Source organism: Neobacillus niacini (assembly GCF_000759675.1).
Lineage (GTDB): Bacteria > Bacillota > Bacilli > Bacillales > Cytobacillaceae > Neobacillus > Neobacillus niacini_A.
In genome coordinates, this window is record NZ_BAWM01000020.1 from 124,598 (window position 1) to 144,869 (window position 20,272).

At 38.1% G+C, this 20,272-nt stretch carries 20 protein-coding genes and 1 pseudogene; 5 read left to right on the top strand and 16 right to left on the bottom strand.

Annotated elements, in window-relative coordinates; genetic code table 11:
* Positions 1-41 precede the first annotated feature (41 nt).
* A complete protein-coding gene (locus TR08_RS10605; RefSeq protein ID WP_052427414.1) occupies positions 42-422 on the top strand; it encodes an HNH endonuclease in 381 nt (126 codons plus the stop codon).
* Between the two features lie 147 nt (positions 423-569).
* Here TR08_RS10605 and TR08_RS10610 read toward each other — a convergent pair whose 3' ends face one another.
* The gene (locus tag TR08_RS10610; RefSeq protein WP_045518111.1) at positions 570-1,268 is read right to left on the bottom strand and encodes a hypothetical protein; all 699 of its coding nucleotides are present in this window, start codon (positions 1,266-1,268) and stop codon (positions 570-572) included.
* A gap of 856 nt (positions 1,269-2,124) precedes the next feature.
* Here TR08_RS10610 and TR08_RS10615 point away from each other — a divergent pair.
* From TR08_RS10615 to TR08_RS30250, 3 genes are all read left to right on the top strand, one after another.
* Positions 2,125-3,480, top strand: coding sequence for a phage portal protein (locus tag TR08_RS10615; protein ID WP_081954436.1), 1,356 nt, complete (start codon positions 2,125-2,127; stop codon positions 3,478-3,480).
* Entirely contained in the window at positions 3,473-5,212 is a 1,740-nt protein-coding gene (locus tag TR08_RS10620; protein ID WP_238579116.1) for a phage major capsid protein, read from the top strand. The genes TR08_RS10615 and TR08_RS10620 overlap by 8 nt, the downstream gene beginning before the upstream one ends.
* Positions 5,213-5,302: 90 nt before the next feature.
* Positions 5,303-5,854, top strand: coding sequence for a major tail protein (locus TR08_RS30250; RefSeq protein ID WP_052427415.1), 552 nt, complete (start codon positions 5,303-5,305; stop codon positions 5,852-5,854).
* 450 nt (positions 5,855-6,304) lie between these two features.
* On the opposite strand, the gene TR08_RS10630 is transcribed toward TR08_RS30250, so the two are convergent.
* The 3 genes from TR08_RS10630 to TR08_RS10640 all read right to left on the bottom strand — a co-directional run bounded on the left by TR08_RS10630 (position 6,305) and on the right by TR08_RS10640 (position 8,874).
* On the bottom strand, positions 6,305-6,541 hold the full coding sequence (locus TR08_RS10630) for a hypothetical protein (RefSeq protein ID WP_045518112.1): 237 nt from the start codon (positions 6,539-6,541) through the stop codon (positions 6,305-6,307).
* A gap of 341 nt (positions 6,542-6,882) precedes the next feature.
* On the bottom strand, positions 6,883-7,746 hold the full coding sequence (locus TR08_RS10635) for a hypothetical protein (protein ID WP_045518114.1): 864 nt from the start codon (positions 7,744-7,746) through the stop codon (positions 6,883-6,885).
* A gap of 165 nt (positions 7,747-7,911) precedes the next feature.
* Positions 7,912-8,874 carry a tyrosine-type recombinase/integrase gene (locus tag TR08_RS10640; RefSeq protein WP_045518116.1) on the bottom strand — a complete coding sequence of 321 codons (963 nt, stop codon included), beginning with the start codon at positions 8,872-8,874 and terminating at the stop codon, positions 7,912-7,914.
* 393 nt (positions 8,875-9,267) lie between these two features.
* Here TR08_RS10640 and clpP point away from each other — a divergent pair.
* Positions 9,268-9,879, top strand: a pseudogene (clpP, locus tag TR08_RS10645) (ATP-dependent Clp endopeptidase proteolytic subunit ClpP); the annotation flags it as partial.
* 80 nt (positions 9,880-9,959) lie between these two features.
* Here the strand turns inward: clpP and TR08_RS10650 are convergent.
* The 12 genes from TR08_RS10650 to hisB form a co-directional block, all read right to left on the bottom strand.
* Positions 9,960-10,217, bottom strand: a complete 258-nt coding sequence (locus TR08_RS10650) for an HPr family phosphocarrier protein (protein ID WP_045518120.1) — start codon at positions 10,215-10,217, stop codon at positions 9,960-9,962.
* Between the two features lie 24 nt (positions 10,218-10,241).
* Entirely contained in the window at positions 10,242-11,192 is a 951-nt protein-coding gene (gene whiA, locus TR08_RS10655) for a DNA-binding protein WhiA (RefSeq protein ID WP_045518121.1), read from the bottom strand.
* 43 nt (positions 11,193-11,235) lie between these two features.
* Positions 11,236-12,219: a gluconeogenesis factor YvcK family protein gene (locus TR08_RS10660; RefSeq protein ID WP_045518122.1), complete on the bottom strand. Its 984-nt coding sequence runs from the start codon at positions 12,217-12,219 to the stop codon at positions 11,236-11,238.
* Complete coding sequence (gene rapZ, locus TR08_RS10665) at positions 12,216-13,109, bottom strand: RNase adapter RapZ (protein ID WP_045518123.1); 894 nt, start codon at positions 13,107-13,109, stop codon at positions 12,216-12,218. The genes TR08_RS10660 and rapZ overlap by 4 nt, the downstream gene beginning before the upstream one ends.
* Before the next feature lie 19 nt (positions 13,110-13,128).
* Complete coding sequence (locus TR08_RS10670) at positions 13,129-13,587, bottom strand: NUDIX hydrolase (protein ID WP_045518124.1); 459 nt, start codon at positions 13,585-13,587, stop codon at positions 13,129-13,131.
* 274 nt (positions 13,588-13,861) lie between these two features.
* Complete coding sequence (gene trxB, locus TR08_RS10675; RefSeq protein WP_045518126.1) at positions 13,862-14,812, bottom strand: thioredoxin-disulfide reductase; 951 nt, start codon at positions 14,810-14,812, stop codon at positions 13,862-13,864.
* A 480-nt stretch (positions 14,813-15,292) separates the two neighbouring features.
* Positions 15,293-16,786 (bottom strand): tetratricopeptide repeat protein, encoded by a 1,494-nt coding sequence (locus TR08_RS10680; RefSeq protein ID WP_045518127.1) that lies wholly within the window; start codon positions 16,784-16,786, stop codon positions 15,293-15,295.
* A gap of 174 nt (positions 16,787-16,960) precedes the next feature.
* Positions 16,961-17,572, bottom strand: coding sequence for a bifunctional phosphoribosyl-AMP cyclohydrolase/phosphoribosyl-ATP diphosphatase HisIE (gene hisIE / locus TR08_RS10685; protein ID WP_045518128.1), 612 nt, complete (start codon positions 17,570-17,572; stop codon positions 16,961-16,963).
* Positions 17,569-18,330, bottom strand: a complete 762-nt coding sequence (gene hisF, locus TR08_RS10690) for an imidazole glycerol phosphate synthase subunit HisF (protein ID WP_045518129.1) — start codon at positions 18,328-18,330, stop codon at positions 17,569-17,571. Before hisF ends, hisIE begins: the two co-directional genes overlap by 4 nt.
* Positions 18,327-19,049: a 1-(5-phosphoribosyl)-5-[(5-phosphoribosylamino)methylideneamino]imidazole-4-carboxamide isomerase gene (hisA, locus tag TR08_RS10695; RefSeq protein WP_045518130.1), complete on the bottom strand. Its 723-nt coding sequence runs from the start codon at positions 19,047-19,049 to the stop codon at positions 18,327-18,329. Before hisA ends, hisF begins: the two co-directional genes overlap by 4 nt.
* On the bottom strand, positions 19,021-19,671 hold the full coding sequence (gene hisH / locus TR08_RS10700; RefSeq protein ID WP_045518132.1) for an imidazole glycerol phosphate synthase subunit HisH: 651 nt from the start codon (positions 19,669-19,671) through the stop codon (positions 19,021-19,023). The genes hisA and hisH overlap by 29 nt, the downstream gene beginning before the upstream one ends.
* Positions 19,672-20,259 (bottom strand): imidazoleglycerol-phosphate dehydratase HisB, encoded by a 588-nt coding sequence (gene hisB, locus TR08_RS10705; protein ID WP_045518134.1) that lies wholly within the window; start codon positions 20,257-20,259, stop codon positions 19,672-19,674.
* Positions 20,260-20,272: the final 13 nt, after the last annotated feature.

Consider the following 20,272-nt stretch of genomic DNA (forward strand, 5'->3'; position numbering starts at 1 on the left):
AAGCTTTAACGTGATATATCACAAATGAAAGGATTAATAACATGAGAACTAAAATATGCAGTGGCTGTGGTAAGCGAATACCTTACACAGCTACTTGTCAGTGTAAGAAACGTGTAAGGAATAAAGCAACCGAAGGTGAAACAGATAAGCTTATGAAGTCAAGTCGCTGGAAGAAGTTACGATTAAGGGTACTTGACCGTGACGGTGGCTACTGTCAAAGATGTTTGATTAAGTTCGGTATCATCGAAACAGCTAACATGACTGTTCATCACATTAAAAACAGGCGTGATTATCCTGAATTGATATTCGATGAAAGCAACCTTTGTTGTTTGTGTCGGACATGTAACAGTCAACTTGGAACAAAAGAATTAGATTTTAATTGGAAAGCACCACAAGAAGATGAACGAGAATTTGTTTTATAGTCTCCCCTACTGTTCAGTGGAAATTTATTATAGGGATTGTCGAAGACAAGGGTACCTTAACTTACACGCAAGGTACCTATTGGACTTTTTTGGACAAAATGTGGCTGACAGAGCTTACAAATTTTTCAATTATATATTAATATCTGTTTAAGCTTCGTCAGGTTCCTCGATTGAAAAGAATTTTAAAAATCTAATTCCAAAATCGGTAATTACATTTTTTTCTTCAATTAGGCTCATTTGTCCTTTGTCATTAAAATCGCCGCCGTCAACATTAGCAACTTTACTCTCAACAAGTCCCAATCGAATTAATTTATTTTGCTGATAAACTCCAATAGCTTCTTTTTCATAAAATAAGTTCCGCTCATGTTTATTCATATCTTCAGGCGAATATAATACAATGGATGCTTTTAATGATTCTTTTCTCATTTCATATGGCATGTACATTTTCACAAAAATCATTATATCGCTGTATCTTAGCTCTGAAAGCACATCGTAATAATGATAAATTCGTTCAATTTCATATAAATCATTATCAATAATGTATTCAAATCCATCAATAATTACTTTTGCTTTTGAATCTTCATCATCTTCCATTAAACTTTTTACAATCAACGGAAATATTTCTTGCTTGTAGAAAACTTCATTTTCGCTTTGTTCAATTTTTTCTTTAATAATCTGTAATTGTGGTTCATGCGTATTCATTCGTTTTTCAAGTTTCTTTATTTTGTACGATTGTAACGCTTGTCCAACAGTTGGGATTGCTTCTAAACCAACGTCCACTGCTGTATCAACTACTGTTCCCTCAGCTATATTCAGCATGTCCTTAATATATTTAACTGGCTCCATATTATTTCAACTCCGTCTTTTTGAATATTAATATTCAATTAAATAATATCAGAAAAAGTTAAAAACACCCTTAATTTAGTATCAACAGTGTATATTAGTATGTCAATTGGGCATCTGGTTTCGCCAGTTCCCAACCAATTTATTTTAAAATCTTTCATAGAATTACCTTACTTTGCTCCGAGCACTGCACATATATTAAGTAAGGGTAGTTCGGCAAACGAACCAATAAAATCAAATGAGGTGATTTAATTTAACACTGAAATTGCTTTCACTGATTCTGAATTAATAGATATTATCGGATTGAAAGAATACTATAAACGCACAAAAAAAGACTTTGTCACGTTTTGCCAAGATACAGGATTTTCCCAATCACAAACTCGTGATATGTTAAATAGTTGGCTTAAATCTGAAAGTCAGTCAGAAGTTCATTTGTCGTATGTAAAGCGAAACTGGAAAAAAGTAAAATCCGAATTTTAGCGTTTCACCATAGCAATAGCCACCGTTTTTAAGTTTGATATTCCATAAAGTATCAAACCCCCTTGTTGTGCGGTGGCTACTGGTGTGGTGAAAACTGTACTGCGATTAATACCTTCCTATTTCTTTTCGGTTAGTTCTTGTCAAAATGTTCATGAGCAAGTCAATGTTTAAAAAGCATGAGTTTATCATGCTTTCCCTAATGTTGATTTCCAACAACATTAAACTTTAACAAGCTTTTCTCTTGTTAAAATCAATTTTTTCAATTTGTGTTCATTTAGAGCTGAAGTAGTCGAGAACTTCAGTTCAATAATGAAAACAACCATTTAGGCTGTCACTTTGTGACGGTCTTTTTTTATTTTGTAAGAATCGAGGTTAATATATGGCTTTATTTAATAAATCAAAGCAAGAAAATATCGAACTACGAAATCAACTTGCTAAATTGTCGGAAGAAGTTGAAGAAATCCGAAGCTCAACTGTAACAATTGGTGGAGTTGAAATTTCATCAAATAGCTTTATCAGTGGTGTTCCATCTGGAGCTAGAGAAGAAAATGTAGTGAAAATTGCTACCGCTTCAGCTTGTTTGGATCTAATCACAAATACAATTGCACAAATGCCAGTTTTTCTATACAAAGAAAATGCTGAAGATGGCTCGATTGAAAAAGTAATCGACAAACGTGTTAATCTACTGAATCACGAAAACCAAGAGCATATGAACGCTATCGACTTTAAAAAGTTAATGCTCAAAGATTACATTTTACATGGACAGGCGATTGCTAATATTGGCAAACAATCAGAACCTGTCAGTGTTGGTGGAATGATTGAAGAAGTTGAGGAACTAACCGAATTAAATCATTTGCCATCGAAAAATGTTCAAGTTGATGTTTTCCACAATGGCTATAAGTACGTGGACGCTGATTATCATCTAACAACAATTACTGGTCAAGGATTTAAAAACAAAACGGATAAAAAAACTTTTAAACCTGACCAATTGCTACGAGTGATGAATAACCCTGTTAATCCATTTGAAGCAAATGGTGTTTTAGTTCGTGGACAATCATTGTTCGAGCAAGCATTAGCTGAAATTGAATACACAAAAAATCTTTATAACAATAGCGCAGTTCCGACAGGCGTTCTAAAAATGACTGGTCGTTTAACTCAAGGAATGATTGACCGACTAAGACAATCATGGCAATCAATATACACAGGTTCCAAAAACAGTGCTAAAACTGTAATACTTGAAGAAGGTTTAGATTATAAACCTTTATCGCTCAATCCGAATGAGCTACAAATTTCGGAAACTAGCAAATCAACTGCTACTGAAATTTGTAAATTATTTGGTGTGCCTGAAAGCATGATTACTACTGCTGCTAATAAATATGGCTCGATTGAACAAAATCAACTTCATTTTTTGAAGCATACGTTGTCGCCTATCATTCATTCTTTTGAATGTGCTTTGGATAAATCATTATTGCTTGAGCAAGAAAAACGTGATGGCTATTTCTTTAGATTTGAAACAGCTGAATTGCTACGAACTACCGAAGGTGAACGCACTAATAACTTATCAAAACAATTAAATGACGGAGCAATAACACTTAATGAATATCGTTCAGCTTTGGATAAAAAACCATATGATGATGATTTCATTAAATTCACGATTGCTCATGCTTTATACAATCCTAAAACTGGTGAAATGAAAGTGCCAAATATGGATGGAGGAACAAACCAAAATGAATAACGAATATCGCAATTATAATGTGAGCCTATCAGGAGTGGAAAACACTTCCGATGGGCTTTTTTGTCGTGGAATTGTAAACAAGCCAGGCAAATGGTCTCACCAATTAACAACTCGTGATGGCAAAAAGTTCATTGAACGAATTATGCCAAACACATTTGCAAAAGCGCTCAAACGCAATAACGTGGTTGATCTATTGGCTGAACATGACAAAGAAAAACTTTTAGCAAGTACACAAAACGGCTCTTTAACATTAACCGAAACTGCTGATGGTTTGCTGATGAATGCTAAATTGTCTGAAACCGATTATGGCAAAAGGTATCACACATGGATTAAAGACGGTTTAGTGCCTGATATGTCTTTTGGTTTCAAAGTTTTGAAAGACAGCTGGGAGAAATTGAATGACGGAACTTACAAACGCTCAATCACAGATTTAGCGTTATTTGAAGTTTCTGCTGTTCGTCAAGGAGCTTATTCAGATGGAGCAATTTCAGCCAGGTCTTTGAAACCTGTTGATATTGAAATCCCAGAAATTGAAGAAAGGAATGTTCAATCAATGAACTACGAATCAATGAGCCTTAAAGAATTAAGGCAAGAAAAACAAAAGTTGCTCAAAGACGCTAAACAAATGGCGGATATTGCAACTCTAGAAAACCGTGATTTAAACGGTTCTGAAAAATTACATGGTGAAATTCTTGCCGAAGAAATTCGGACAATTAACGAGCAAATTTTAAAGCTCGAAAAAAACCCTAAAGGAGATTCTATTAAAATGACAAACTTAAATCTAGAACAAGAAATTCGTGCTACTGAGCAATTCATTCGTAAGCAAGATGGAGAAGAGCTACGTGCCTTAACTGCTTATGTAACTACTCCAGGACAAAACGCTGGTTCTTTCACTGTACCAGCAAATTTATCAGACTATATTGTTGAAAAAGTTTTTGAAGTTGCGCCATTATTTTCTCGCACTAAAAACTTCACACCTGCTAACGGATTTTTAGACATCCTACGTGAACAAGACCTTGGTGCAGACGGTGTTTTCATTGGTGAAATGAGTACATTTAGCCCAGCTGATTTCACACTTGATAAAGTTCGTCTTGAGCAAAAACGTGTTGCTACTGGTATTGAACTTTCTCAACATTTAGTAAATGATAGCGGAATCGACATTGTTAATTATGCTGTCAATGTTATGTCTCGCCGTATCGGTATGGCACTTGATAAAAAAATTCTAACTGGTGTTGTAGCTAACAACGAATTTGAAGGTTTGCTTAACGCAGTATCTGTTACAACTCCTGTAACTGCTGCTACAATTTCAAGCATTACTATTGACAACTTGCTTGACCTTTACAATTCAATGAATCCTGAATATGTTGGTGGAGCTATTTGGGCAGTATCTCGTCCTACATTCAACATGATTTCTAAACTTACAGATGCTGATGGTAGATATCATTTAGTACGTGATATTACTGAAAGCGGTCCTGTTTACCGTTTATTTGGTCAACCAGTCGTTATCAACGAAGCAATGCCTAACGTAGCTGCTGGTGCTAAGTCAGTATTCTTCGGAAACCTTTCTGAAGGTTATGCTACAATGATTAAAAAAGGTTTAGAGTTAAAACATATCACTGGTGATACAACTCAAGCTGTTCGTGGTTCACACTTGCTATTGCTTGACGGTTATATGGACGGTAAAGTTCTTAACCCTAACGCATTGCGTTTCATGAAACATCCAGCATCTTAATCTTAAAACTTATGGAGTTCGGGTCTGCTAACGCAGATCCAACTCTTTTTTTTATTTGTACGCTAAAATAACGAAAGAAGGAAAATTAAAATGGTTAAAAAACGTCTTGGTGGATTTAAAAATATTCACGTTGCTCCTTTGACAGGTTCAACATACGGAACACCTGTTAAAATCGAAGGTGCAAAATCAATCGAAGCTGAATTATCTTACGAGCAAGTTCAGTTTTACGCTGACAACGCTATCGACTATAATGATTTTGTTTTCAATGGCGGAGAAGGAACTTTAACAATTTCTGGTTTAACAATTCAAGAATATAACACATTGTTCGGTGCTACTGTAAACGCTGGTGGCGTGTTAGTTAAATCAACTGACGTAGCTCCTGAGTTAGCGATTCTATTTGAACGCAATAAATTGGGTAGCAATTTTAAAACTTTATATGCAATTTATGCTGTTAAATTCGCTCCCCCAGCTATTTCCGCTCAAACATTAGAAGGTGGAGTTGAAGAAGAAACAGTTGAGCTTACGTTCACAGTTCGTGCTCTAGAAGATGCCAGCGTGTTTTACATGGTAGATTCGGAAACAGCTCCAGCTTTACAAGTTACTGATTGGTATTCAACTGTGCAAAAACCTGAAACGGTTTAATAATTAAATGGAGTGCTTTCACGAGTGCTCCGTCTTTTTTTATTGGTAAAATTGATATTTTACTGTGTATAAAGTCTGCATGGTTCAACGGTTTGCTAACTTACTTTTCATCAAGCAGTGTATATATACAATAGGGAAGTTTACAAGCTTATTAATGTATTTAGCGAGAGATACGCTAAAATCCGCTCAACTTTATGTTGGGCGGTCTATTTTTTTTGGTTTCTTTCCTTACCATTTTTATTAAAACAATATAATAAGTAATAAGAAGGGAGTGAAAACCGAAGCATATTTCCTTGTATTGTATTTTGTTGTGACACACTTAAATTAAATAGCCTAAAACCTTGAACAGCTACCTTCTCGTAAAGAATTGGTGCTGTTTTTTTATTTATATATTCGTTATATAGTTCCTGTGTTTTTTCTATATAGGTTCTATACCTCAGCCAGTTTCTTTTATATCAACCCTACGCCTGAACTATCTATTTTCTGCATCTCCTTTGCTTTAGCTTCAGCTTCCCATGATTCGATACGTTCTTGGTGAGCTCTCCAACCGCCAGTGCTTTCAAAATGCTCTAGCTTTTCTTCCATAACTGGGTCGACTATCAGAATGGCATTAAACATCTGATACGCAATAGCAACAAATAAAAATACGGTTATTAATGTCATAGCAATTAATTTAAGTTTGTTCACTGTTGCTCACCCTTTAAAATTGAATATTAATATTCAATTAGTAGTTTCATAATTTTATATGGTATAATATGGTTGTGCTTGCACCGTGAGTGTCGATGAGGTCTGGACCGAAAATGTCCTGTCAAGGGGCATTAGTAGCTCTAAGTACTGCCTCGTCAAAGAGGTGTAATCGTCCCAATGTTGGAAATTGACATTAAAATTAATGTAAAAATTCCCGTTGCCATCATTGAAATACTTTGGGCAATATCGAACTTGTTTCTATGATGAGAGCAAGCACACTGCCTTTGAGCCAAAGCAAAGAGACCTTGGCTAGTCACTCCCTTTAACAAGGAGTGACTTTTCTATTGATTTAACCAATCGTAATATGGAATTTCACCAGTGCTGCTTAAATGAGTTTTTCCGTTTTTCAAATCGACTTTATGAGCGATGTTCTTAAGTGAAGCGTAAGCATAGGATTTAATCTTATCTGCTGGAACTCGTATGTAGGCTTCATCTTCAATCTTTTCATTAACGAATGTTTCAATTAATGTGAGCCATTGTTGTTTACTCCATCTGCTGGGTGCAAATTCACTGTAGCAAGAATTACAGGCGTCAATTAAAGAAATTTTAAATTGAATAGGATTTAAAAAGTTGTTAATGCCTTGTAAATTAACAAATGTTTCTTTCTCTTTATTTTGTTTTTCTTTGTTTGTTTCTAATACTTTATTTAATAGGTGTTCGTTTTCAACAGTTGAATTTGAACAATTGATTTTGAACTGTTCAAAATCGACAATTGAAGAAACCACAATTTCAGGATTATCAGTTTTTTTGAATTGTTGATTTTCACCAATTGAAATCAAATGCGTAAAGCTTTCCGATATAGCGATTATTTTAAACCCACCTTGATTTACCTCGGCAATCATATTTAAAACTTCACTGTCGTCAAAAGCTACGTCACTGACGTTGTAATAATACAAAGTCTTTTTACCGTCTCGATATTGGATAGTGACCCAGTACTTTTTCGCTTCCAATTCTTTAATTGCGTTTGTAATCGGTCCTCGTCCGAACTTGCTGTACAATTGCATTTTAGAAATTACCCAAGTATCAGGTAATGACATTAAATGAGCGATTAAACCAATGCTTCTAACGTCCTCAAGTTGTTGAAGTGCTCCGTTATGGATCTGTGCGTAATCAGTTGTCTTCCTTCGTTTAATAATTCCATTCATTATGAAATTCTCCCTTTAGACTTCATCAAGCAAACTTGCTATAATGAAGTTGTTATTTTTTTAAGAAACGTTCCCTTAGGTCGGCAAACTGTTGGGGAACGTTTCTTTTTGTTTGTAAACTTTTAAATAGTAACACGAGCTCATAATTTTCTAAACTAGCATTATTCAATCAAAACCTTGTTCGATGGCTAGTTCTAAATCTTTTCCGTATATTTCTACATATCGTTTTAGAATTTCTAATGATTGGTGACCTGAAAGCCTTTGTAAAACGAAAATATTTGTACCAGCTTCAACTTTCAATCGACAAAATGTCCTTCTGAACGCATGAGGACTCACAGCCACTTGCTTTTCGACCCCTGTTTCTCTTCCGTAATGTTTCAATCGCTCCTGAACAGTTCGTGCTCCTAAAGGTTGATTCTCAATATTAATGAATAATAAATCGTGATCTAATGCTCCACGTTCCTCGATGTATGCTTTCAACACTTGTTTTAATCGGTTTGTGAGTGGTATTCGCCTTGCATATCGGTTTTTAGCTCGTTGAACATTGATTGCTCCCTTCCCATCAAATGAAACGTCTTGTACCTTCAGTGACGTTAGCTCTGTCAATCTCACCCCAGTGTGTGCTAGGGTCAACATAAGTGTAAGGTCACGCAAACCAACAAAGCTTGATACATCTGGTGTGTTAAGCAAACGTTTTAATTGCTGTTTACTAAGTGTTGCTCCTACTTCGTGCCTTTTCTTTAATTGCTGGATTCCATCGAATGGATTAGCGTTTATATACTTTTTTCTTAGGCAATAATTGAAGAATGTCCTACCAGCTCGTAATCGTGAGTTAATGGTGTTTATTGCTCGTCCTAGTCCTTGCTGGTACTCAATGAAATTTTCAATGTGAACAGTATTTATTTTTCTAATGTCTGAAAGTGGGACAGTTATTTCAGCAAAAGCTCTACCGATTTGCTTTAATTCTTTTTGATAAAATTTCACTGTTTCTGAGGACAATCCTTTAATACGACAATGCTTGAAAAATTCTATAGTAGCTTTTTGAAATGATGAAGTTTGCTCAATTTCTTCTAGCGTGGTTTCTAGTTTTTGAGCGAGTGAAGTGGTGACGGTATTTCTTCGTTTCATGGCTAAACCTCCCCAAAAATATGGTTTGGTTCGCTTTTGTTTTCGTGGTAGCTTTCGTGGTATTTATGTTTCATCTGTAGCCATTAAAAATGGACACAAAAAATGCCACAAACGTTGATATAACGCTGGTGGCATAGTAAAGTTGATTTATGTAAATGTTTCGCTTGCTCTCGTCAAATCCGTTGCACCACGAGCGCATATGTGCGACTTATATATTATATTCCAATTCGTGAAACTTTGCAAGTAAGATAGGTTTAAAAAAGCCCTTAATGGTTATGCTGAAATAGGGAAAGTTGTCGAACAAATAGTAAGGCGAATTGTTTGACCTTAATTGACCATCAGTGTATCATTAACTATACATATTAAAATCTTTCATACTTAAAGGAGGAAGAAAAAATGAATTTGATTCCTACAGTTATTGAACAAACAAACCGTGGAGAGAGAGCATACGACATCTATTCTCGTCTTTTAAAAGACCGGATTATTATGCTAGGCAGTGGTATTGATGATCATGTGGCTAACAGCATTGTAGCACAATTACTCTTCCTAGAAGCAGAAAACCCTGAAAAGGATATATCCATTTATATTAACAGCCCTGGCGGCAGCATTACAGCTGGTATGGCCATTTATGACACTATGCAGTTCATTAAGCCAGATGTTCAAACGATTTGTATTGGTATGGCAGCATCAATGGGTGCTTTTTTACTTGCAGCAGGAACAAAAGGTAAACGTTATGCGTTACCAAATGCCGAAGTAATGATTCATCAGCCATTAGGCGGAGCACAAGGTCAAGCTACTGAGATTGAAATCGCAGCTAAGCGTATTTTATTCCTTCGTGAAAAATTGAATGGAATCTTATCAGAGCGTACTGGACAGCCTCTTGAAGTGATTCAAAAAGATACTGATCGCGATAACTTTATGACAGCTGAAAGAGCAAAAGAATACGGTCTTGTTGACCACATTATTACACGAAGCCTTACAGAAGAAAAAAAGAAAGATAAGTAATTGGAAAGCAGCCGTCTTTTGCCGGCTGTTTTTTTACACAAAAAAGAGTTTGGCCAATTTCGGGCTAAACTCTTTTTATTTTAATGTTCATTTTGAACAAAATTAGACAATGCATCGACTGCTCTTTCTTCATCATCACCATTTGCGACAATATTAACAACTACACCTGAGCCGACAGCCAAGCTCATTAAGCCCATTATACTTTTCGCATTTACTTTTTTACCATCTTTCTCTAAAAAAATATCAGCTGAAAACCGGTTTGCTTCCTGAACAAATAATGCTGCTGGACGTGCCTGAAGACCTGTTTTCAATTTAACTTCAACTTGTTTCTCTATCATTACAAATTCCTCCTCATGTTTTTTCTATTTTCTTGGAGCCAAGTCACCTATTCGTAATTTTTCAGCGATTTCATCTATTTTTCTTAACCGATGATTAATTCCTGATTTACTAATTGTACCTCCGGAAACCATTTCCCCTAGTTCTTTAAGGGTCACATCCGTATAATGGAGACGGAGTTCAGCGATTTCTCTTAACTTTTCAGGTAAAATATGCAATCCAACTGTATCGTTAATATAGCGAATATTTTCAACCTGTCTGATGGACGCTCCAATGGTTTTATTTAAGTTCGCTGTTTCACAATTAACCAGACGATTCACCGAATTTCGCATATCTCTTACAATCCGCACATCCTCAAAACGAAGAAGAGCATTGACTGCACCAATGATATTTAAAAACTCGGTAATTTTTTCTGCTTCTTTTAAGTACGTAATATAGCCTTTTTTTCTTTCAAGTGTTTTGCTATTAAGTCCAAATTTATTCATTAATTCGCACAAGGAATCGTTATGTTCCTTATAGAGCGAAGCAATTTCCAAATGATAAGATGAAGTTTCCGGATTATTTACGGAACCTCCAGCAAGAAAAGCGCCACGTAAATAAGAACGTTTACAACATTTCTTTTTCACAAGAACACTAGCAATATCATGGATGAAGGTAAATCCTTCACCAAGGATTTTCATATCCTCAAGTATTTCCTTTGCCTGTTGCGACAAACGGACAATGTAAACATTGTTCTTTTTTAATCTCATTTTTTTTCGAACAAGCAGTTCAACTGGTACATCATAGCTCTTTTTTATTAAAGTATAAATCCTTCTAGCGATCGCTGCATTTTCAGTCTGAATATCAACAATTAACTTACGGTTGGAAAAGGACATAGAACCATTCATTCGTATGAGAGCGGAAAGTTCCGCTTGAATACAGCATGGTTTTATTTCTAAATTCGTCAATTCTTTTTTCGTTTCCGAAGCGAAAGACATCCCTTCACCCCCTTTATCCGGGTATTTAATCCGGATATTATTATTACGCTTCATACCTCGTTTTGGTTTCATTTATAAGTAAATTATATAAAATTTTGGCAACCTTTTTTGGGTCATGTCTAAGTGCCCCATTTTCCTGTATCGCAATATCAGCATGAACCACTTCAAGACCAAGCTCGGATATGCGGTCCAAATCATAATTGACAGGGTTCGCAAGCTCTTCATTGTAGCGTAGTTGGATGTCTTCAGGAATTTCTTTGTCGTTAACAAGAATGGTATTCATAAAAGAACAGGCCATATGATCATAAATGGCTTTTACATGGTCACTCGCGGTGAATCCGTGCGTTTCACCAGCTTGTGTCATCAAATTACATATATATACCTTTTTGGCATGAGAACGGCAAACCTCCTCACCTAATCTTGGTACAAGTAGGTTAGGCAAAATACTAGTATATAAACTTCCCGGACCAATAATGATTAAATCCGCTTGTCTAATCGCTTGTATTGATTCTGGCAGAGGGCGGATAACCTTCGGTGTTAAAAAAACTTTTTTTATTTTTTTGCCGGAATAGGGAATTTTTGATTCTCCAGATACAACTGTCCCATCCTCCATTTCTGCATGAAGCACAACGCTTTGATTGGCTGCAGGCAGAACCTTACCTCGAACGTTTAATACCTTACTCATTTCTTGAATGGCGTGAACAAAGTTCCCAGTAATCGATGTCATTGCTGCCAAGATCAAATTACCAAGCGAATGTCCCGATAATTCATTGGAGGTCTTAAAACGATGTTGAAACATCTCTTCCACAAGTGGTTCAACATCCGATAGTGCGGCTAGCACATTTCGGATATCTCCAGGCGGAGGAATTTGCAGGTCATCACGGAGCCTTCCTGAACTGCCGCCATCATCCGCAACCGTCACAATGGCGGTAATATCAACCGGATACTGTTTTAATCCTCGTAATAAAACCGGCAATCCTGTACCACCGCCAATGATGACGATTCTTGGCTGTCCGTAATTGCTCATGTTGTCTGATCCTTTCTCCTCTCAATGTCACGGTGTGAAACTAATGTCTTATAATCATTTTCAAAGTATTTAGCTAGATATTCTGCCAGCGTAACGGAGCGGTGCTGACCTCCGGTACAACCTATTGCAATGACAAGCTGCGCTTTTCCTTCCCGCTTATAATGCGGAAGCATAAAGCTGAGCAAATCTGTAACCTTCTCTAAGAATTTATGCGTTTCATTCCATTTCAAAACATAACTTGAAACATCTTCATCCAATCCTGTCTTAGGTCTCATGTGATCGATATAATGAGGATTTGGCAGGAAACGTACATCAAAAACAAGATCGGCGTCGATTGGTATTCCATGCTTAAATCCAAATGACATGACATTGACAGTAAAAATTGATTGATTATTCGTGGTAAATTCAGTAATAATCTTTTCACGTAATTCGCGCGGCTTCATTTGTGAAGTGTTATAAATTAGCTGTGCTCTACCCTTCAATTCATCAAGAAGCTCCCGTTCCAATTTGATTCCTTCTAATGGCAAACCAGATTGTGCAAGAGGATGAAATCTTCTTGTTTCCTTGTATCTTCTTACTAAAGTAGCATCATCTGCATCCAAGAACAGGATTTGCGGGCTTACCCAAGAGGTTTCTGCAAGTTCATCAAGCGCTTTAAATAAATGATCAAAGAACTCTCTTCCCCTTAAATCCATAACCAATGCCACTTTATTCATTTTATTCCCAGATTCCCTCATAAGTTCAAGGAATTTTGGAAGCAATGTCGGAGGCAGATTATCGACGCAGAAAAACCCTAAATCCTCTAAACTTTGGATAGCAACGGTTTTTCCTGCTCCTGACATCCCCGTAATGATGACCATTTGCGTTTCATTTGTTGATCCGGTACTCATTTATTTTTTCCCCCTCATGTTAACTTGGATCTAATCGATAACTGATTAGTTGAAAATCTTTGGTATAAGTAAAAGTACCGTAAATAATCCCATTTCCATGAATCATGTAATCGATAATATGATAGTCTCCTGCCGCCATTGGCAGGTTTTTTAGTTGATCTAGCTGCTGCCATTCAAGCTTACCTTCATCCGATTCGTCAAATTGCATTCCATCAGAATCGGTTGCAAAAAAGGTAAACATCATCCATTCGGATAGAACCTGATCATTTTCTTTCATTATGAACGTAAAAATACCCTTCAATTGTGGGTTTTTCAAGTAGATTCCGGTTTCCTCTCGGTACTCGCGGATACAGGAGTCTCGAACAGATTCGCCCGGCTCCATTTTGCCGCCAGGTGCTACCCACCAGCCACGGCGCGGCTTCTTCAACATCAATACTTGATTATCTCTAATTAATACACAATTGGTGACTCGTTGCACAACAAACACCCTCTATATATCAAGCTAAGTAATATCGTATAATAGCGTATATTTATTCTTATTATTATACTCCTTTTAGGAAGCGGTCACAATGAAATCGGATTTCATAATTTATGTTAAAAATATGTAAAAAAATAGCACAGGCTTTTCAAGCCTGTGCACCAAGTGAATATTTTAAAGGGGGTCAATTCTTATTTACATTCTACCTCAAAAATATTTCACCATTGTTACAACAGAATTAAAACAGGATTACGTTTATGAAGAATTTGTAAATTTATTGCTTGATTTTTAATTCTTCTTTTAGTTCCTCTACATAGTGCTGTGCACTTTGTGCGGCAATACTGCCATCACCAGTAGCAGTGACAATTTGTCTTAGTGTTTTCTCACGAATATCTCCTGCTGCAAAAATTCCAGGTACCTTTGTTTCCATTCGTTCATTTGTTTCAATATAGCCATTTTCATTCGTAATTCCTAAGTTTGTAAATGGTTTAGACAGTGGGATCATCCCGATATAAATAAATACACCATCTGCTGGAAGCTCCTGTTCCACTCCATTTTGAGTGGAAACAAGGGTTACACTGCCCACTTTACCTTCTTTATCATTAATCGACTTAATCGTGTGATTCCAAATAAAATCAATTTTTTCATTTGCAAATGCACGGTCTTGAAGGATCTTCTGCGCACGAAGTTCATCACGACGATGTACAATCGTTACCTTAGAAGCGAAACGGGTTAAATAAACTCCTTCTTCAACTGCAGAGTCCCCACCGCCGATGACATACAGTTCTTTTTGTTTAAAAAATGCACCATCACAAACGGCACAATATGAAACACCACGACCGCTTAGTTCCTTCTCACCTGGTACCCCTACCTTTTTATATTCAGCTCCAGCAGAAATAATAACAGAATAGGCTTTGTATTGTTTTGAACCCGCGATAACGGTTTTAACATCACCATTGTCAATAATTTCTTTTATATCACCATAGGCATATTCAGCACCAAACTTTTTAGCGTGCTCAAACATTTTCGTGGATAAGTCTGGACCCAGGATACTTTCAAATCCAGGATAGTTTTCAACATCCTCCGTATTTGCCATTTGACCACCAGGCATCCCACGTTCAATCATAAGTGTAGAAAGATTTGCACGAGATGTATAAACAGCAGCTGTCATTCCAGCAGGACCAGCACCAGCAATAATCACATCATAAATTTTTTCCTCAGACATATATGTTTCACTCCTTATTTAAAAGCGGAAGCGCCTTGGTCAGGGGCGACAGGCATAAGACGAGCCGGCATGAAGGTTGCGCTCTTTAACCTTCTTGACGGATTGGCTTATGACCCCGAGCCCCTAGGCGCTGCAGCTAGATATAAATATATAAAAAAAAACGATTAAGTATAGTATTCCCTACTTAATCGTATAAAACAATCGTATCGAAGTCCATTTATCTGCTTAATGACCGAAAAGTGGAAGCGCCTTGGTCAGGGGCGACAGGCATAAGACGAGCCGGCATGAAGGTTGCGCTCTTTAACCTTCTTGACTGCTTGTCTGAAATGTGAAGGCGACTGTCCTGGGACGAAGGAATAAGACGAACCATGCAAGAAGGCGCTTTTTGCCTTCTTCATGGGGTGGCTTATTCCTCGAGTCCCAAGGAGCCGCAACTAGACAAGCTTATGACCCCGAGCCCCTAGGCGCTGCAACTAGACATCAATTAAGATGTTTGGTCACTAACTTTACATATTTCCCAATCGTTGCTGCTGAGATATCATAGCGTTTGGCAATTTCTTGCTGTGATACCTTTTCATTGCTTGCCTTATACCACACATATTCCATCGCTCCAGCCCAAGCATGTTTGTTAGTCATGTTTACCTCTGACTTGGACATTTCTACAAACACGGAAAACCACATCAAATACAAACCTGACTCAACCGTCCCGATTGGCTTATGTTTTTGGTAAAGGACCTCCGCAATTTCCTGCGCATCTTTAATCGCTGAAGGAGTTCCTGACTTTAAGAAAGAGACATAATTCTTTTCCATCGACGAAAGCTTTTGATTTTGATAAAAACGCTTAGTGGTGAAAATTTCTCCTACTTTACCTGAAACAGACGCAAGGAAAATCGCAAATAACCGTTCTTCAATATAATCACTTTCCAGCTTTTGAAAAATCGATCCTGAGTGATCTTCAAATCCATTTGCAATTGGTTTTTCCACATTCCATGGTTCAAACCCCTCTTTATCTGGGTTATGCTCCAGGGCTATTTTCCAAATGCTTCTCGAAAAAGTCTCACGGTTTGTATAAAAAGCCGAATAGGAAAGCCAATAATAGAAGGGACCGTCCCCTTGAAAACCGTTTTTATATAGCTTTTTCAACCAGAAGTATGCTGACTCATACTCACCCACTAAAGCAAAGGTTGCCCCCAATTTAAATTGATGGTCGATAAGCATTGGCTGGATTTTCTTCAAGGAATCCATTAAGCGTTCGACAGCTTTAGTCCTGCCTTGGTAATGGGCAAAAACAAGCCGATTACACAATGCATGAAGATTTCCAGGATTTCTTTCTAATACATCATCGAGAATGGATTCTGCTTTTTTCGTTTTCCCTAAATAAAAATAAGCGAGAGCTAAGTTGTTATAAGCAGACCAATATTCAGGATATGCTTCCACAACGTCATTCAACAATTCAATGGCTTTCGGAAAATATCCTGATTCCAATAAATCCCGAGCCTGCTCCTGCTTTATGATAAGATCGTCCTGTTCATAAAGCTCATCTTCTAAACCCTCCGCCTCAAACGACAGTAGTTCTAGAAGGTCTTCTGTATCTTCATTAAAATCCCCATTTGGGTCCATTTCCAAATACATATTTGCGTGATGATACGCATCTTTAAAGAAACCCATATGGGCATAATTATTCGCTAAAAAATAATGACATTCAGCCATTTCTTCATCAAGATCTTCAAGGATTAAATGCAAGAGTCGATTAGAATTTTCGAACTCACCAAGTTCTGTTGACACTATGGCAAGCTGACAGGTTATCATTGGTTCACCCGGCTCAAGCTGCATCGCCCGTTGAAGATATTTTTTAGCCTTTTTAAAATCACGGCGATGGTATGCTTTAATACCCTTCGTGAAATAATATTCCCCAGTCGGAACAAACGACAGGATCTTTCCCTTTTGAATTCTTGCTTTCGAGTCTTTAACCATGGAGACCTCCATCTATACAATACAATAAACTAACTTATGTAGTATACCACAACCAAAGCCCGTACGAGAAGGGATAGAACTGGTTTGGACACATTGGAAGATATTCCAAATATACAAAACACGCTGCATAACAGCGTGTTTTTGTATATTTGGTGCCTGTCACCGTTTATGCAGTTACCGCTTATGTCTTTCTTCTAATGTTTTCAATACTTCTTTAAACGGCAGTCCCTGTTCGACTAATAATACTTGTAGATGGTAGAGGAGGTCGGCGGCTTCCCATTTTAGTTCTTCTTGGTCGCGGTTTTTGGCTGCAATGATTACTTCTGAGGCCTCTTCACCGACTTTTTTCAAGATTTTATCGACGCCTTTTTCAAATAGATAGGTTGTATATGCCCCTTCAGGACGCTCTTTCTCCCGTTCGATAATTAGCTTCTCTAATGATTGCAAGATTTGATAGTCTGCCAGACTGGAGTTTCTTTCCGTAACCCCCTCAGTGAAGCAGCTAACGGCTCCCGTATGGCATGCAGGTCCTTTCGGCTCGACGAGCACAAGGACTGCGTCCTGGTCACAGTCATATTTCACGCTTCCAACAGACTGAGTGTTCCCGCTCGTTGCACCTTTATGCCACAACTCCTGGCGAGAGCGGCTGTAAAACCATGTTTCCCCAGTTTCGATCGTTTTTGTCAATGATTCCTCATTCATATAAGCTAATGTTAATACCTCTTTTGTTTCTACATCCTGTACAATCGCAGGTACAAGCCCTTTTTCGTCAAAACGAATGTTCATCGGACCGCCACTCCCTTCTCAAGCAAATAGCTTTTCACTTCCTGAACTGAAGTTTCTTTATAATGAAAAATAGAAGCTGCAAGGGCTGCGTCAGCTTTTCCATTAATAAAAGCATCCTCAAAATGACCGGCATTTCCAGCTCCACCGGAAGCAATGACCGGAATCGTCACAGCCTCACTTACTGATGCAGTCAGATTTAGGTCAAATCCATTTTTTTCGCCATCACTATCCATACTTGTTAGTAAAATTTCACCTGCACCTAATTCCGCGGCTTCTTTTGCCCAATCGATTACCTTACGATCCGTTGGTGTCCGGCCGCCATGTGTATAAACACGCCATGTTCCAAGCTCTTCATCATATTTAGCGTCAATCGCGACTACAATGCATTGCGTTCCAAAGTAGCCTGCTCCCTCAGAAATAAGTTCAGGATTCAATACAGCTGCCGTATTTAATGACACCTTATCAGCACCAGCACGAAGAATTCGTTTCATATCCTCTAACGAATTAATCCCGCCTCCCACTGTAAAAGGAATGGCAAGCTCAGAAGCAACAGCCTTTACCACTTCGACCATGGTTTTTCGTCCTTCGACAGATGCAGAAATATCAAGGAAGACCAGCTCATCCGCTCCTTGCTCATCATAAAATCTTGCTAATTCTACCGGGTCTCCAGCATCCCGAAGCTGAACAAACTGAATACCTTTCACTACTCTTCCTTCTTTTACATCAAGGCAGGGGATGATTCGTTTTGTCAACGTCATTTTTTCACCTCATCCAGTGCTTCATTCAATGTAAAACGGTTCTCATAAAGAGCTTTTCCGACAATAGCTCCTCTAACCCCTTCTGCATTTAGAGCGCGTAAATCTGCTAAACTGCTCACTCCGCCAGAAGCAATGACATTTTTCCCTGTAACCTCAGCCATTTCACATACAGCTGCAATATTAGGTCCTAAAAGCGTCCCATCTGTAGCAATATCGGTAAAAATAAACGTCTCGGCACCAGCATCAGCAAAACGTTTACTCAGTTCTACTGCCTTCACCTCTGAAGTAGTAATCCAGCCATGTGTAGCCACATAGCCATTTTTCGCATCAATCCCAACAACAATCTGCTCACCGTATTTCTGAATCATTTCAATCGCAAACTGTGGATTAGAAACTGCTATACTTCCAATAATCACGCGAGTTATTCCATTTTCCAGATAATGAAGGATGTCTTCTTCGGACCGAATGCCCCCGCCAATTTGGACTTTTACATTTAGCCACTTGGCTGCTTCAATGACAAAACGGTCATTAACCCGCTTTCCATCCTTTGCCCCATCAAGGTCAACCATATGAATCCATTCTGCACCATCTGCCGCAAATCGCTGTGCCATATCAAAAGGTGAATCACCATAAATCGTTTCCTTATCATAATCACCTTGCAGGAGGCGTACGCAATTCCCGCCGCGCATATCAATAGCCGGATAAATTGTGAGTGTCATCGTACCGTATCCTCTCTTCAACTAATTGCAAAAAATTATTCAACAGTGCCATTCCAAGCTTACTGCTTTTTTCAGGGTGAAATTGCATTCCGAATATATTATCCCTGCCAACAACGGCAGAAACTTCTTCATGGTAATTAGCTTTTGCCAGTAGTACCTCCGAGTTGTCTGCACTTACAAAGTAAGAATGAACAAAATAAACATAATCTTCTTCTAACCCTTCTAATAATGGAGAGGATTTTACAAATTCAAGTTTGTTCCAGCCCATATGAGGAACCTTGTAGGTTTCTCCCTCACCCGTTTTGCCGGGAAAGCGGCGAACTTTACCAGGCAATAATCCGAGACCTTTTGTCAAACCGTTTTCGTCACTATCTTCAAACAAAAGCTGCATACCAAGGCATATGCCAAGCAGAGGTTTTCCACTTGCTGCAAACTCCTTAATAGTGTCAGCCTGCAAAACTTCCATCGCATCTCGGAAAGAGCCAACACCTGGTAGCAGTAACGCATCAGCACGTAGGAGCTCCTCTTTGTCTCCTGATATAAAATAATCTGCATTCAACCGTTCAAGCGCCTTACTGACACTAAACAGATTGCCCATACCGTAATCGACAATTCCAATCATTTATAACATCCCTTTCGTTGACGGAACTCCTTTAATGCGGGGATCTATTGTTGTAGCCTCGTCAAGCGCTCGGCCAAGTGCTTTAAAAACAGCTTCAATCATGTGGTGAGTATTTTGTCCGTAATGAACAATCACATGAAGGTTCATACGTGCCTCAAGAGCAAGCTTCCATAAAAATTCATGAACAAGCTCCGTGTCAAAGGTACCAACCTTTGAATTAGGAAATTCTGCACGCATTTCAAGGTGTGGGCGATTACTTAGATCAACAACAACCTGCGCTAATGCTTCATCCATTGGTACAAAGGCATTCCCATAGCGTTTAATTCCCCTCTTATCTCCGAGAGCTTCACGCAATGCCAGTCCTATACAAATCCCGATATCCTCAGTCGTATGATGGTCGTCTACCTCGATATCCCCTTTTGCATCAACGTTAAGATTAAATTGCCCATGTTTCGTGAATAAATCGAGCATATGGCTAAGGAATGGAACCCCTGTTTCAAGTTTCGACTGTCCTTCGCCATCAATGTCTAATGATAAACTGATTTGGGTTTCATTTGTTTTTCGTTCAATGCTTGCGTATCTTTCCATGAGAGGGCCCCCT

What these genes read in the sequence shown, in the direction of transcription:
- whiA (WP_045518121.1), bottom strand. Translation starts at nt 11,192, where the DNA reads ATGTCTTTCGCTTCGGAAACGAAAAAAGAATTGACGAATTTAGAAATA.
- TR08_RS10605 (WP_052427414.1), top strand. Translation starts at nt 42, where the DNA reads ATGAGAACTAAAATATGCAGTGGCTGTGGTAAGCGAATACCTTACACA.
- trxB (WP_045518126.1), bottom strand. Translation starts at nt 14,812, where the DNA reads ATGTCTGAGGAAAAAATTTATGATGTGATTATTGCTGGTGCTGGTCCT.
- TR08_RS10610 (WP_045518111.1), bottom strand. Translation starts at nt 1,268, where the DNA reads ATGGAGCCAGTTAAATATATTAAGGACATGCTGAATATAGCTGAGGGA.
- TR08_RS10640 (WP_045518116.1), bottom strand. Translation starts at nt 8,874, where the DNA reads ATGAAACGAAGAAATACCGTCACCACTTCACTCGCTCAAAAACTAGAA.
- hisA (WP_045518130.1), bottom strand. Translation starts at nt 19,049, where the DNA reads ATGACACTCACAATTTATCCGGCTATTGATATGCGCGGCGGGAATTGC.
- TR08_RS10650 (WP_045518120.1), bottom strand. Translation starts at nt 10,217, where the DNA reads ATGATAGAGAAACAAGTTGAAGTTAAATTGAAAACAGGTCTTCAGGCA.
- TR08_RS10620 (WP_238579116.1), top strand. Translation starts at nt 3,473, where the DNA reads ATGAATAACGAATATCGCAATTATAATGTGAGCCTATCAGGAGTGGAA.
- hisF (WP_045518129.1), bottom strand. Translation starts at nt 18,330, where the DNA reads ATGACGTTGACAAAACGAATCATCCCCTGCCTTGATGTAAAAGAAGGA.
- rapZ (WP_045518123.1), bottom strand. Translation starts at nt 13,109, where the DNA reads ATGAGTACCGGATCAACAAATGAAACGCAAATGGTCATCATTACGGGG.
- TR08_RS10615 (WP_081954436.1), top strand. Translation starts at nt 2,125, where the DNA reads ATGGCTTTATTTAATAAATCAAAGCAAGAAAATATCGAACTACGAAAT.
- hisIE (WP_045518128.1), bottom strand. Translation starts at nt 17,572, where the DNA reads ATGAACATTCGTTTTGACGAAAAAGGGCTTGTACCTGCGATTGTACAG.
- TR08_RS10635 (WP_045518114.1), bottom strand. Translation starts at nt 7,746, where the DNA reads ATGAATGGAATTATTAAACGAAGGAAGACAACTGATTACGCACAGATC.
- TR08_RS30250 (WP_052427415.1), top strand. Translation starts at nt 5,303, where the DNA reads ATGGTTAAAAAACGTCTTGGTGGATTTAAAAATATTCACGTTGCTCCT.
- hisH (WP_045518132.1), bottom strand. Translation starts at nt 19,671, where the DNA reads ATGATTGGAATTGTCGATTACGGTATGGGCAATCTGTTTAGTGTCAGT.
- TR08_RS10680 (WP_045518127.1), bottom strand. Translation starts at nt 16,786, where the DNA reads ATGGTTAAAGACTCGAAAGCAAGAATTCAAAAGGGAAAGATCCTGTCG.
- TR08_RS10660 (WP_045518122.1), bottom strand. Translation starts at nt 12,219, where the DNA reads ATGAGCAATTACGGACAGCCAAGAATCGTCATCATTGGCGGTGGTACA.
- hisB (WP_045518134.1), bottom strand. Translation starts at nt 20,259, where the DNA reads ATGGAAAGATACGCAAGCATTGAACGAAAAACAAATGAAACCCAAATC.